11 protein-coding genes and 1 tRNA gene are annotated in these 12,760 nt (G+C 59.5%); 8 read left to right on the plus strand and 4 right to left on the minus strand.

Annotated features, from left to right (window positions below):
- Positions 1-39 precede the first annotated feature (39 nt).
- The 4 genes from ACMVPR_RS17715 (at position 40) to ACMVPR_RS17730 (ending at position 3,970) form a co-directional block, all read left to right on the plus strand.
- Positions 40-1,515 carry a COG4223 family protein gene (locus ACMVPR_RS17715; protein WP_416883939.1) on the plus strand — a complete coding sequence of 492 codons (1,476 nt, stop codon included), beginning with the start codon at positions 40-42 and terminating at the stop codon, positions 1,513-1,515.
- Between the two features lie 12 nt (positions 1,516-1,527).
- Positions 1,528-3,054 (plus strand): heme biosynthesis protein HemY, encoded by a 1,527-nt coding sequence (locus tag ACMVPR_RS17720; RefSeq protein WP_416883940.1) that lies wholly within the window; start codon positions 1,528-1,530, stop codon positions 3,052-3,054.
- A gap of 75 nt (positions 3,055-3,129) precedes the next feature.
- Positions 3,130-3,205, plus strand: a tRNA-Thr gene (locus tag ACMVPR_RS17725).
- Positions 3,206-3,454: 249 nt separating this feature from the next.
- A complete protein-coding gene (locus ACMVPR_RS17730; RefSeq protein ID WP_300584028.1) occupies positions 3,455-3,970 on the plus strand; it encodes a winged helix DNA-binding protein in 516 nt (171 codons plus the stop codon).
- A gap of 4 nt (positions 3,971-3,974) precedes the next feature.
- On the opposite strand, the gene ACMVPR_RS17735 is transcribed toward ACMVPR_RS17730, so the two are convergent.
- The 4 genes from ACMVPR_RS17735 to ACMVPR_RS17750 form a co-directional block, all read right to left on the minus strand.
- A complete protein-coding gene (locus ACMVPR_RS17735; protein ID WP_416883941.1) occupies positions 3,975-5,282 on the minus strand; it encodes a TRAP transporter large permease in 1,308 nt (435 codons plus the stop codon).
- A gap of 1 nt (position 5,283) precedes the next feature.
- Positions 5,284-5,808, minus strand: coding sequence for a TRAP transporter small permease (locus ACMVPR_RS17740; protein ID WP_416883942.1), 525 nt, complete (start codon positions 5,806-5,808; stop codon positions 5,284-5,286).
- A gap of 103 nt (positions 5,809-5,911) precedes the next feature.
- On the minus strand, positions 5,912-6,877 hold the full coding sequence (locus tag ACMVPR_RS17745) for a TRAP transporter substrate-binding protein (protein ID WP_416883943.1): 966 nt from the start codon (positions 6,875-6,877) through the stop codon (positions 5,912-5,914).
- Positions 6,878-7,390: 513 nt separating this feature from the next.
- Complete coding sequence (locus tag ACMVPR_RS17750) at positions 7,391-8,269, minus strand: helix-turn-helix domain-containing protein (protein WP_416883944.1); 879 nt, start codon at positions 8,267-8,269, stop codon at positions 7,391-7,393.
- Between the two features lie 164 nt (positions 8,270-8,433).
- Between ACMVPR_RS17750 and ACMVPR_RS17755 the strand changes: the two genes are divergently transcribed.
- From ACMVPR_RS17755 to ACMVPR_RS17770, 4 genes are all read left to right on the plus strand, one after another.
- Entirely contained in the window at positions 8,434-9,834 is a 1,401-nt protein-coding gene (locus tag ACMVPR_RS17755) for an alpha-galactosidase (RefSeq protein ID WP_416883945.1), read from the plus strand.
- Positions 9,831-10,718: a carbohydrate ABC transporter permease gene (locus ACMVPR_RS17760; protein ID WP_300584016.1), complete on the plus strand. Its 888-nt coding sequence runs from the start codon at positions 9,831-9,833 to the stop codon at positions 10,716-10,718. The genes ACMVPR_RS17755 and ACMVPR_RS17760 overlap by 4 nt, the downstream gene beginning before the upstream one ends.
- Before the next feature lie 111 nt (positions 10,719-10,829).
- On the plus strand, positions 10,830-11,633 hold the full coding sequence (locus ACMVPR_RS17765; RefSeq protein ID WP_416884681.1) for a carbohydrate ABC transporter permease: 804 nt from the start codon (positions 10,830-10,832) through the stop codon (positions 11,631-11,633).
- Positions 11,633-12,760 carry an ABC transporter ATP-binding protein gene (locus ACMVPR_RS17770; protein WP_416883946.1) on the plus strand — a complete coding sequence of 376 codons (1,128 nt, stop codon included), beginning with the start codon at positions 11,633-11,635 and terminating at the stop codon, positions 12,758-12,760. Before ACMVPR_RS17765 ends, ACMVPR_RS17770 begins: the two co-directional genes overlap by 1 nt.

A 12,760-nucleotide genomic window follows, 5' to 3' on the forward strand; every position in this document is an offset into this window, starting at 1 on the left:
AGCTGTCGCGCAAACTTGACAGATTCGAAGGATTAACCGGTGGCGAAACGCAAAAGCACGGACAAAACCTCACAAGAAGTCACGGACAAAGAGGTCGATACCGACCGCGCATCGGATCAGCCTGACGCGGCCGAGCAGACGGCCAAGGATCTGGACACTGTTGCGGAAGCCGTTGAAGCCGTTGAGGTTTATGCGCCCGAAGACGATGCGTCAAAGTCAGATATCGATCCCAAAGACACTGATAACACGGCCGAAGATGCGGTCACCGACGATGTGATCGAACAAGCAGAACCCGGCAAGGGCGATCCCGCCGAAAACCAAATCGACGCCCCGCAAGACAGCGAATCTGTCACGTCCGAGTCGGACGCTGCATCCGAAGAAACACCGCCCAATGACGATCACCTGACCGAAGAAGAAGCGGAAAAGCTGATCGAGGAAGCGGAAACTGTCGAAGACCACGCGACTGCAGCGGACCCCGTTGTCGAGCCCGAAACTCTTCCGGTCGCACCCCAAGTCATCAAGGAAACCACAATCGAGCGCAAAGGCGGGTTTGTGCCCATGCTGCTTGGCGGTGCTGCTGCGGCCATTCTTGGCTACGGCGTCGCGGCCTATTCCTCTCAGGCGGTTTGGCCGTTCGACGCCGCCGAGGATACTGCGTTCGAGGATGAATTGCGCGCCGCCCTGACAACACAAGACGGTGCCCTGTCTGATCTGGGAACGCGGATCGCGACCTTGGAAGCTGTTGAACCTCCAACAATCGATCTTTCCCCGGTCGAAGGGCAGATCGCAGCGGTGCAAACGACGGCCTCAGACTTGTCTGCACGTCTTGACGAGATTGTCGCACGGATCGACACGCTGGAACGTCAGCCCCTTGAAACCGCTGTGTCCGAAGAAGCGATTGCCGCCTATGAGCGTGCGCTCGACGACCTGAAAGCCGAGGTCGAGGCGCAGCGTGCAGAAGTTGCCCAGATGGCGCAAGAAGCCGTTGCTGCCGAAGGCAATGCAGAGGAAAAGGCGCAACTGGCCGCGTCCCGAGCTGCCTTGGCTGACATAACCGCCGCTCTTGATACTGGTGCAGGCTTTGCTGGTGCGATTTCAGTGCTTTTGGCGAACGGCGTCGATGTGCCCGATGCTTTGGCAGGCAACGCAGAAAACGGCGTTCCCACTCTGTCTCTCCTCAGAGAGACCTTCCCGGATGTCGCCCGCGCCGCGTTGCGAGATGCCCGCAGTGCCGACACTGCAGGAGCAGAAGGCGTCAGCCGCATCAGCACGTTCTTCGCCAATCAACTTGGCGCGCGATCCGTCGCACCCAAAGAGGGCGACAGCGCAGATGCGGTGCTGTCCCGTGCAGAAGCTGCTGTTCGCGCGGGTGATCTGGACATGGCGCTCTCGGAACTGTCGACGCTACCGGAAGCGGCCCAGTCTGCGGTCTCTGATTGGCAAGCCAGTGCACAAAAACGCCTAGAGGCGAAAACGGCAGCGGACGGTCTCGTCCAGCAGCTGCTTCAGGAATAAGGGGGGCGCTTGATGCTTTGGTCTCTTTTCAAGATCGTTCTGTTCGTTGTCATCGTTGCCGCTTTGACGCTTGCCGCTGGCTTTCTCATGGAAAGCAATGGCGGAATTCAAATCACGGCGGGTGGCACCGAATTTACGCTTGGCCCGCTTCAGTCGGTGATCGCCGCTTTGGTGGCCATCCTCGCGGTCTGGCTGTTCCTCAAGCTTTTCGCGCTGCTGATCGCCACGCTGAAATTCATCAATGGCGACGAGACTGCGATTTCGCGCTATTTCGACCGCAACCGCGAGCGCAAAGGCTTTCAGGCACTCAGCGAGGGTTTGATGGCGCTCGCTTCCGGCGAGGGGCGTCTGGCCATGGCCAAAGCCACCAAGGCCGAGAAATATCTGCACAAGCCGGAACTGACCGACCTCATCACCGCGCAGGCTGCTGAAATGACGGGCGACCGCAAGAAGGCCGAAGAGGTCTACAAACGGCTGGTTCAGAACGAAAGCACGCGTTTTGTCGGTGTGCGTGGTTTGATGAAGCAAAAGCTCGATGCCGGCGACACGGAAACCGCGCTCAAGCTGGCTGAACGGGCTTTTGCCATCAAGCCGAAACATGAAGAGGTGCAGGATACGCTGTTGCGTCTGCAGGCCAAGAATGCGGATTGGTCCGGTGCGCGAAAGACATTGAACGCCAAACTGAAACACGGGTCGCTCCCGCGCGATGTGCACAAGCGCCGCGATGCGGTGCTCGCGCTGTCCGAGGCCAAGGGCGTGCTTGACGAAGGCAAGACCATCGAGGCTCAGGAAGCCGCGATTGCCGCGAACAAGTCGTCCCCCGACCTCATCCCGGCGGCCGCGATGGCCGCACGCAGCCACATCGCTCAAGGCCGCTCCAAATATGCGGTGCGTCTCCTCAAGAAAGCCTGGCAGGCGCAGCCCCATCCCGATCTTGCGGCTGCGTTTGCGGAAATCGAACCGAATGAAACACCTCAGGCGCGGGTTCAGCGGTTCAAGCAATTGACGGCCCTGCGCCCGGAGCACCGGGAGACGAAGCTTCTATTGGCAGAGCTGAACCTTGCGGCGGAAGATTTCCCCGAAGCGCGTCGGTCTTTGGGTGATCTCGCCGAGACGGAACCGGACACCCGTGTTCTGGCCATCGTGGCGGCGATCGAACGTGGCGAAGGCGCGTCGGATGCCGTCGTGCGCGGCTGGCTGGCCCGCGCGCTTACCGCACCGCGTGGCCCACAATGGGTCTGCGACAATTGCAAGACGATCCATGGCGAATGGACACCGGTCTGCACCAATTGCGAAAGCTTCGACACGTTGAGTTGGACGATCCCACCGCAAAGCGCAACGGTCCTGCCCGCGGGAGCGGAAATGCTGCCGCTGATCGTCGGTTCCATCGAGGACAAAACCAAGCCGGTCGACGAAGCCGAGGTCCTGGATCCAGACCCGGTTGAATCCGACGACACCACGCCGATGGCAGATCCAATGACCGCGGCGAATGACGTGGAGCATGCTGCACAATCACCAGAGCCGGAAAAGGTGAAATAACACTTTTCTTGCGCCCCGACCGGTGCTAACAGCCCGGCCAATCTTCCTGAGGTGAGGAACACCCACATCGGGTTGGCCGCTGTAGCTCAGCTGGTAGAGCACGTCATTCGTAATGATGGGGTCGGGGGTTCGAGTCCCTTCAGCGGCACCATAAATATCCCGCCACCGCGTCAGCGTCGACTGGCGTGTCGAGGAAGCCTTCAGCCGCATGATACGCCCAACTCGCAATGCCCGGCTTTGGCCGTGCGCACCTGAAGCGACATTCCCCCTGAAAGCCCCTGCGTAGAGTAAAGTTGGCCAAACGGGGAACTATCCGGAAATTGTACGCGGAGCGCGGGTTCGAGTTGCGCTCTCCAGCCCTTCAGCTACTGTCATTGCTTGAAAAAACAGGTAAATCATCATGAAAACACCAACAAAACGCATCATCGTGTCTTCCCGGCACCTCGCCGAGGGCGAGTTCTGGGAAGCCTCCGAGTTCGAATACGGGCTGATCATCGCGTATAACGCTTTCTCGCGCTGGATGGTGAAATGCATGGCCGCTGCCGGCCAGACAGAGATGAGCCCGCTTGAAATCCTGGTCTTGCACAACGTGAACCATCGCGGCCGTGACAAGAGGCTCACGGACATCTGTTTTCTGCTGAACATCGATGACACCCACACCGTGAACTATGCATTGCGCAAGCTGTCCAAGGCTGGACTGGTCGACTCGGAAAAGCGCGGAAAGGAGGTCTTCTATCGCACCTCGAAGACCGGTGCTGAGCTTTGCGATCAGTATCGCAGCGTCCGAGAAGGCTGTTTGATCGATGGGTTGAGCCGGATGGACTTGTCCGGCGATGAGCTGAGCAGCATCGGAGCAAGCCTTCGTGCCATGTCCGGGCAATACGACCAGGCCAGCCGTGCCGCGTCGTCCCTGTGATCCCTCAGCCTCGGCCGTTCATGGCGTCCGGCAGGTAAGTGACAATCTGCGGAAATAGCGTGATCAGTATCACGGCCAGAACCAACAGGAAGAAGAACGGCATGGCTGCCCGGGCGATGCGCAGGATGTCGATCCCGGTCAGGCCTTGGATGACGAACAGATTGAAACCTACAGGCGGGGTGATCTGGCTCATCTCGACCACGAGCACCAAGTAAATCCCGAACCAGATGGGGTCGATTCCGACCGCCAGCACCATGGGCATGATGATCGAGGTGGTCAGCACGACGACGGAAATTCCGTCGAGAAAGAGACCCAGCACGATGAAGAAGATCGTCAGCACGGCAAGCAGGATGTAAGGCGACAGACCCATGTCTCCGATCCAGGCCGCGAGGTTGCGCGGCAGGCCGGTGAAGCCCATGGCGAGTGCGAGGAAGGCGGCCCCGAGCAGGATGAAGGCAATCATGCAGGATGTGCGTGCCGCCGACAGCAGTGCATCGAGGAAATCGCCGCGCGTGAAGCTGCCGGACACGACGGCGAGCAGGATCGAAAGCAGCACCCCAAGCGCCGCTGCATCGGTGGGCGAGGCGAGGCCGGTGTAGATCGCCCCGATCACTCCGATGATGAGCAGGGCAACCGGCATCAGGCCACGAGAGGCCCGGAGTTTTTCCCGCAACGTCAGACGGGAGGATTCGGCCGGGATGAGGCTCGGATCGAGCCAGGCACGAACGGCGACATACAGTGCGAAAAGAACCACCAGCATCGCTCCGGGCAGGATGCCCGCGACGAACAGGCGGGCGATGGATTGCTCGGTTGCGACACCGTAGACGATGAGAATGATCGAGGGCGGGATCAGCAATCCCAGCGTCGCCGAACCTGCCAGCGTGCCCAAGATCAAGCTTTCGGGATAGCCGCGCCCTTTCAGTTCGGGGATCGACATCTTGCCGATGGTGGCCGCTGTCGCCGCCGAGGACCCCGAGACTGCCGCGAAGATGGCGCAACCCAACACGTTCACGTGCAGGAGTCGCCCCGGCAGACCGCCAAGCCATGGGGCGAGACCGTTGAACATGTCCTTGCTCAGCCGTGATCGCAGCAGGATCTCGCCCATAAGGATAAACAGTGGCAGCGCTGTCAGGGACCACGAATGACTGTGCCCCCAGAAAGTCACGGCCATGTTCAATCCGACAGAGGAATTCGAGAAGAAGGCCAGCGCCACCGCCGCGACGGCAGACAGTGACAGAGCGATCCAGAGTCCACCGGCCAGAAAGACGAACAACGTGGCAAGAAGGATCAGGCCGACAACAGGATCGGACATGTCAGGCTTCCTCGGAGGCAGAGATAACAGGCTCGCCGCGCTTGATGGTTTCGACAAGGCTGTGAAGGATGGCAAGGCACAGAACGCTCATGCCCAGTCCCATGGCAGATTGTGGCATCCAGAGCGGGATGGGTATCGTACCGCTCGATACATCGCCGTAATGGATGCTTTCCGCGACCAGTGCCCAGATGTAGTAGACGGCGAAACCCGTCAGGGCTGCAGCGCAGATCAGAGCCACGACTTCCGCTATCAGCTGGCCGCGGACCGGCAGCCGCTCGGTCACGAGGGCCACCTTGATGTGTCCGCCGCTGCGGAATGTGTACGGCATCGCCAGAAAGGTTGCCGCCGCCAGCATAAAACCTGAGAAGTCGGCGTATGACGGGATCGTTGACGGCAATGGCAGCGCAAAGACCCGGGTCGCAAAGTTCAGGAAGATCTGCGCGCTGATGAGGACCGCGATCCCAAGGATGGTGAACGCCGCTACCCAGGCCATCGCCTTGTAAGTCCGGTCGAGAAGATGCCGCATCTCGTTTCCTTTCGTGATCAAGGCCCGGCGTTTGGCGGGAGAAAACCAGCGCCGGGCCCGTTTAGGCATTTCCAAGCGGGCCGATGACCCACTTCGTCCTGCTCTACTGGCCCTGGTAGGTCGTCAGGATTGACAATGCAGCTTCAGACGCGTTGGCCTGCCAGTTGGTCAGCATTTGGGCACCGATCTCCTGCAACCCGGCGGTCAGTTCGGCGCTGGGTTCCACGATGGTCATGCCGTTTTCAGCGAGGACGGCGGTCTGCGCCTCGGCCTCAGCGGCGGACATTTCCCAACCGCGTGCTTCCGCGACCTCGGCTGCTGCGAGAACGGCCTCCTGAACATTTTCGGGCAGGCGACGGAAAGCGCGTTCGTTCACGACCACGATGTTCTTGGGCACCCAGGCATCGATCGGGGTATAGTGCGTTACGAAATCCCAGGCAGTCGAGTTCACGCCGGTAGAGGGGGAGGTGACCATTGCTTCGACCTGGCCTGTGGCAAAGGCTTGGGGGATGTCTGGAGCCTCGACCTGCACCGGCGCAGCTTTCGCGAGCGCGGCAAATTCCTCCAGCGCGGCGTTGTAGGCTCGGAACCGTAATCCGGCCAGGTCCTCGACTGTCGCGATCTCGCCGTTTGTATAGAGACCTTGGGCAGGCCACGGGACCGAGAACAACGGCATCAGCCCCTGCGAAGCCAGAAGTTCGGTAATGACCGGCTCCTGTGCGGACCATAGCCGCGCAGCATCCTCGTAGCTGGTTGCCACGAAGGGCTGGCTGTCGATGCCGAAGGCGGCATCGTCGTTGACAAGGGTCGACAGGAAGAATTCACCGATCGGCACCTGTCCGGACCGCACGACGTTTCGGATTTCGCCATGCGGGAACAGCGATCCACCGGAATGGACGGTGATCTCGAGTGCGCCATCGGTTGCCGAAGCCACGTCTTGAGCGAACTGAGCGATATTCTGCGTGTGAAACGTCGTGTCGCCATAGGGTGTGGGCATGTCCCAGCTGTCAGCGTGAACCGCAGTGGCCAGGCTGAAGACAAGAGAAGTCCCGAAACAAAAATGCTTCATTCTTCTTTCCTCTGTTGGATGGGCCTCTTGATCAAGCCCGGTTACATTACGTTGACAAATTGTCGACGTTTTGCGCGCAAAGCAACAACTTTTTGTTTAGGACCTGAAAGTGTCCACTCGCAAAGACCCCAAATGGACCTTCTGGATTGAAGGGGGTGGCACGTTTACCGACATTGTGGTCTGAGCGCCCGGCGGCGCTTTGCGGACCCATAAGTTCTTGGGATTTTTCGCGAAAAACCGGAATCCTGAAAACTCGCAGTCGTCAACTTTTTCCGGAACATCTCGGGCCGCGCCGAGGGGAATTCGATCCCCGCGATCCTATCGACACCATTCACAGCGGAGCCAACGTCGCACCACAAGGTTCGTCACAACCTTTGCTGCGATGGACTAGCGGGACGCGTGATTTATCGATGAAGTTCGCCTGATCGTCACGGAACAACGAACATGATCAGGACGACAATTCCAACGCCGGGCGGGGCGACTATGAAGTCCCGAATTGCCGGACAAGTGCGGTCACGCGACTGGCGCAGAGGGAGCGTCGGGATCCATCCCGCCGCGCCGCAGCTGGTAACTCGCCGGGTTCGATCCAATATAGCGTTTGAACATCCGGCTGAAAAAATAGGGGTCCGAATAGCCCAGTTCGGCAGCGACCTGTTTGACGGAATGGCCTTGGCCCAAGCGGCTCACAGCGAATTCCATCCGTTTGAGTTCGCGGTATTTCTGCGGTGTCATTCCGATCCGGTCCCGGAAGGCGCGTCGGAAATAATCCGGATTGAAGCTGACCGATTGCATCGCCTCATCAACGCCGGAACCCACCGGGTCGGCAGCCAACCGGGATGCGACGAACATGATCTGCATCGACAAGAGGTCCTGGCTTTGCGGTCGGTCCTGCGCGGCTTCGCGCCATCCAAGAAACGCAGATCCCAGAAAGGTCAGCAGGATTACCATGAATTGGTGGTGCTGCATCAGCGTCGCCGTGGCCCCCGCGGATGTCGCACGGTAATGGCTCACCAGCGGCTCCATCACCTGCCAGTCGGCCAGAGCAACGCTGCGCCTGAGCCGCATCTGACCAAGCACGTCATCCCGCCCGAACAGCGCCAAAGAGAAATGCTGCGCAACACCGCGATAGGTGCTGCCGTCACCCGCATATTGCCCCCGGAAGCGGGTATAGGCCGGGATCAGCATGGCATCGCCCGGCGACAGTGTGATGTCGTCATCCTCAATTCGGTAGCGACCACCACCCGCGAGGCATATCACAAGGTCGTGGACCGGGTTCACCTTGTCGATCTTCCAGTTCGGCTGATGGGTCATCGGGATCGGGGGGCGCGCCAGTTTCAGGCTCAGAGCTTGAGTCGGCAGCTGAGAGATCTGTGTATGTTCGGAAATATCCATCTTTTTGTTATCTTCTGTTCATTTCGTCCACCTCAGGATCAGCCTATCGTTGTACCCATGACAAGAAAAGCGGGTAAATCGCCCAAATCTTGCACGACGGGAGGCGTGCATTCGGTTGAAAAGCGTGCCGGACGGCAAACTCTCCAACTGAAACCTGTGAAAACATGACGCAAATCGAACACAGCCAAATTCCCGTAAAAATCGCCTATATCGGCGGCGGTTCTCTCAACTGGGCGCCGGTGCTTATGGCTGACCTTGCCGCCGATGGGCGGCTTGCGGCCGAGGTTCGGCTCTACGACCCGGACCACGCCGCAGCAGAGCGGAACGCGCGTCTTGGTGCGGTGTTCGCCTCAGTGTCACGCGGCGCTCCTGCGGTCTGGCGCGCGGTGCGAGACCTTTCGCAAGCGCTGGATGGAGTCGACCTTGTCGTCGTGTCTATCCTGCCGGGCAGCTTCGAGGCTATGGCGGCCGATATTGCCATTCCAGCAGCATACGGCATCCCACAGGCGGTGGGCGATACGGTGGGTCCGGGCGGTTTTGTGCGGGCGCTGCGTGCGGTCCCGATGCTTCTCGACATCGGGCACGCAATCCGGGCCCATGCGCCCGACGCCTTCGTATGCAACCTGACCAACCCGATGAGCGTGCTGACCGATGCGTTGTTTCGTGCCCATCCGGGCATCCGCGCTTGGGGCGAATGCCACGAGGTGACCAAACTCCGCCGACAGGTCGCGTGGATCGCAAACCAGCGTGGCAACGCCGCGCGATATGATTTCCGAGATGTCGAAGTCGATGTGATGGGCATCAACCATTTCACCTTTGTGAACGGCATCCGGCTGGATGGGCAGGAAATGATGGCCGACTGGTCAAACTTCGCCCGGGACCACGCAGATCGCGGGTGGTACGAGGTGGAACCGGGACGTGATGACGAACACGCGAGATATTTTTCTTCGAATTCGCGGGTCAAGTTCGACCTCCATCGCAGATTCGGGCTTGCTCCTGCTGCGGGTGACCGTCACCTGGCCGAGTTCATGCCTGCCGCCGACTATCTTGAGCACGCCGAAAGCTGGGGTTTCGCCCTGACCCCGGTCGATTATCGTATCCGGGACCGTGCCGCGAAGCTGGCAAAGGCCGAAGCCATGGTTGCGGGTCGGGTCGCCCCTGTCGCGAAGCGTTCAGACGAAGCGATGTTGGACCAGTTCGCAGCGTTGCTGGGTCGTGCGCCCCATGTCTCCAATGTGAACCTGCCAAACCGTGGCCAGATCGAAAACCTTCCAGACGGCGTGGTGGTCGAAACCAATGCCCGTTTCTCTCGGGACGGTATCGCGCCGATCTCTGCGGGCGCCATCCCAGAGCCGTTGGTGAATATCATATCTGACCACGCTGCACGGCAGAAGGGGTTGGTCGACGCGGTGATCGCGGGCGATCATGGAGCCCTGTTTGCTCTCTTTGCCAGCGATCCGCTGGTCCGCCCGCTTTCCGAAGAGAAGGCCCGGACGATGTTTTCCGAGATGCTGCGCGCCACTGCCCGCTGGTTGCCCGACGCGTTGACGGCAGAGGCGGCATGATGGGCGGGACAAGTAGATATACCGGGCTTGTCTACGTCATGCCCTACATCCTCGGGTTGGTGCTGTTCACAGCCTTTCCCTTCGGTGCCTCGCTCTATCTCAGTTTCACCGATTATGACCTGCTGTCGACGCCAAACTGGGTCGGTTTCGCGAACTACGAGCGCTTGCTGACAAGTGATCGCATCTTTGAACGTTCGTTGTCGGTGACGTTGCTCTACGTCTTCATGACCGTCCCTTTGAAGCTGACCTTCGCGCTATTCATCGCGGTGATCCTCAATTACCGACTTCGGGCCATCAACCTGTTCCGCACCGCTTTTTATGTGCCGTCCATCCTTGGCGGGTCTGTCGCCATTGCCGTTCTCTGGCGCTACATCTTCGCGGATACTGGCTTGGTGAACATGCTCATCGTCGCCCTTGGGGGCGATCCGGTGAACTGGTTCGGCGACCCGAACAACGCGCTGTTCACCATAACCTTGCTGCGCTGTTGGCAGTTCGGGTCCGCCATGGTGATTTTCCTAGCGGCGCTGCAAGCGATCGACAATTCGCTGTACGAAGCGGCCTCGATCGATGGGGCGGGCAAATGGCAGATTTTCCGCCACATCACCCTGCCGCTGCTCACGCCGGTGATCTTTTTCAACCTGATCATGCAGACCGTGCAGGCCTTTCAGGAATTCAATGGCCCCTACATCATCACCCAAGGCGGGCCGCTGCGATCCACCTACCTGCTGCCTCTCTACATCTATGACAAAGCGTTCAAGAGCTTTGACATGGGCTATGCCTCGGCCATCGCGTGGATCTTGTTCCTGATCATCATGACCCTGACCCTGATTGCCTTCTGGTCGTCGAAGAAATGGGTCTATTACGCCGGCGACAGGAGGGATTGACGCATGACCCTCACGCACACTGTCCCCGCCCCCCATGCCGAAGCCAGCGCGCTGTCCGATTTCGAACTCCGCCGCCGTCGTCGTGAAAAGATCGGCGCCGCGATCCGGTATATGATCCTTTGCGCGGTCGGGCTGATCATGCTCTATCCGCTGATCTGGCTGATCGGAGCCTCGTTCAAGACCAATCAGGAGATGTTCTCAACCGCGTGGTTCTGGCCGTCGAACCCCACATTCCAGGGCTATATCGATGGCTGGGAAACATCGACACCCTACACTTTTGGTTGGTTCTTCCTGAACTCGATGTATATCGTGATCCCCAAGGTCATCGGGACCGCAATCTCGTCGACATTGGTGGCCTACGGCTTCGCGCGGTTCGATTTTCCGGGCAAGAAGGTTCTTTTCGCCATCCTGATCGCGACGCTGCTTTTGCCCGATGTGGTCACCCGCATTCCGCAATACCTGCTGTTCCGGGAACTGGGCTGGCTCGACACCTATCTGCCGCTTTTCGTTCCGCAATTCCTGGCATGGGAAGCGTTCTTTGTCTTCATGCTGATCCAGTTCATGCGCTCCATTCCGCGTGACGTGGAAGAAGCCGCGCGGGTCGATGGCGCCAACACGTTTCAGGTTCTCGTCTATGTCGTTGTGCCTATGCTGGCCCCCGCGCTGATCTCGGTCTGTCTGTTCCAGTTCATGTGGACAATGAACGACTTCCTTGGTCCGCTGATCTACATCTCGTCGATCGAAAACTATCCTGTCAGCCTTGCGCTGCGGTTGGCCATCGACACGACCGAGGCGTTCAACTGGAATGAAATCCTTGCCATGACCGTGCTGGCGCTGGCGCCCTCACTGATCGTGTTCTTCCTCGCACAGAAATACTTCATCAAGGGCATCTCCACCGGAGGTGTGAAAGGCTGATGGCTGAACTTCAACTCAAGTCGGTGGAAAAAGTCTATGGTGGCGGCTTCAAGGCGCTGCACGGCATTGATCTGCATGTCGCAGAAGGCGAATTCATGGTTCTTGTCGGCCCGTCCGGCTGCGCCAAGTCCACCACGCTGCGGATGATCGCAGGACTCGAAAGCGTTTCAAGTGGCGAAATCTGGATCGGTGATCGCCTGGTCAACGAACTTGTTCCCGGCAAACGCGGCATCGCGATGGTGTTCCAGAATTACGCGCTTTACCCGCATATGAAGGTGACCAAGAACCTGTCTTTCGGCTTGAAACTGCGCGGGGAGACCAAAGACCGGATCAATACCGCGACAGCACGTGTGTCCGGCCTGCTCGAAATCGAGGAACTGCTCGACCGTTTGCCCAAGCAATTGTCCGGTGGACAGGCGCAGCGTGTTGCGGTGGGTCGTGCGCTGATCAAAAGCCCCGAGGTTTTCCTGTTCGACGAACCGCTGTCCAACCTCGATGCAAAACTCCGAGCGGCGATGCGGGTGCGGATCACTGACCTGCACAAGCGCCTTAAGGACGAAGGACGCCCGGCCACAGTTGTCTATGTCACCCATGATCAGGTCGAAGCAATGACAATGGGTGACCGCATCTGCGTGATGAAAGAAGGGCAGATCATGCAGGTGGCGGATCCCACCACGCTCTATGAGCAGCCCGCAAATGCCTTTGTGGCCGGGTTCATCGGGATGCCCGAGATGAACCTTGTGCCCGCTGTTCTGACTTGGACCGACGGTGTGCCCGTGCTGACCCTGGAAGGGCAGAGCATCACCGTGACCGATGGTCTGGCGCATCGCCTCTCCGGTGGCGACATGCCGGTCACGATGGGCATCCGCCCCCAGCACCTCACGACCTGCGCACCCGACGCACCTGGCGCTCTGACCGGAGAGATCGTGACGGTCGAGTTCATGGGACATGAAGTCAATCTGCATGTGCGCATCGGTGATGAAACGCTCATCGCCGTTGCGCCAACCGAAGTGATGAAGGCCCGACCCGCGCGCGGCGAACGGATTGGGCTCAGACCAGATGGCCGCCGCATGCACCTTTTCGACGTCATCAGCGAGGCGAACATCTCGCTTGGCGCACAAGACTGA

Origin of the sequence: Marivita sp., assembly GCF_048006345.1 — a bacterium.
Lineage (GTDB): Bacteria > Pseudomonadota > Alphaproteobacteria > Rhodobacterales > Rhodobacteraceae > Marivita.

Excerpts from the sequence above, each read along its gene's own strand:
- ACMVPR_RS17760 (WP_300584016.1), top strand. The coding sequence starts at position 9,831 with ATGATGGGCGGGACAAGTAGATATACCGGGCTTGTCTACGTCATGCCC.
- ACMVPR_RS17730 (WP_300584028.1), top strand. The coding sequence starts at position 3,455 with ATGAAAACACCAACAAAACGCATCATCGTGTCTTCCCGGCACCTCGCC.
- ACMVPR_RS17765 (WP_416884681.1), top strand. The coding sequence starts at position 10,830 with ATGATCCTTTGCGCGGTCGGGCTGATCATGCTCTATCCGCTGATCTGG.
- ACMVPR_RS17770 (WP_416883946.1), top strand. The coding sequence starts at position 11,633 with ATGGCTGAACTTCAACTCAAGTCGGTGGAAAAAGTCTATGGTGGCGGC.
- ACMVPR_RS17755 (WP_416883945.1), top strand. The coding sequence starts at position 8,434 with ATGACGCAAATCGAACACAGCCAAATTCCCGTAAAAATCGCCTATATC.
- ACMVPR_RS17735 (WP_416883941.1), bottom strand. The coding sequence starts at position 5,282 with ATGTCCGATCCTGTTGTCGGCCTGATCCTTCTTGCCACGTTGTTCGTC.
- ACMVPR_RS17740 (WP_416883942.1), bottom strand. The coding sequence starts at position 5,808 with ATGCGGCATCTTCTCGACCGGACTTACAAGGCGATGGCCTGGGTAGCG.
- ACMVPR_RS17750 (WP_416883944.1), bottom strand. The coding sequence starts at position 8,269 with ATGGATATTTCCGAACATACACAGATCTCTCAGCTGCCGACTCAAGCT.
- ACMVPR_RS17745 (WP_416883943.1), bottom strand. The coding sequence starts at position 6,877 with ATGAAGCATTTTTGTTTCGGGACTTCTCTTGTCTTCAGCCTGGCCACT.
- ACMVPR_RS17720 (WP_416883940.1), top strand. The coding sequence starts at position 1,528 with ATGCTTTGGTCTCTTTTCAAGATCGTTCTGTTCGTTGTCATCGTTGCC.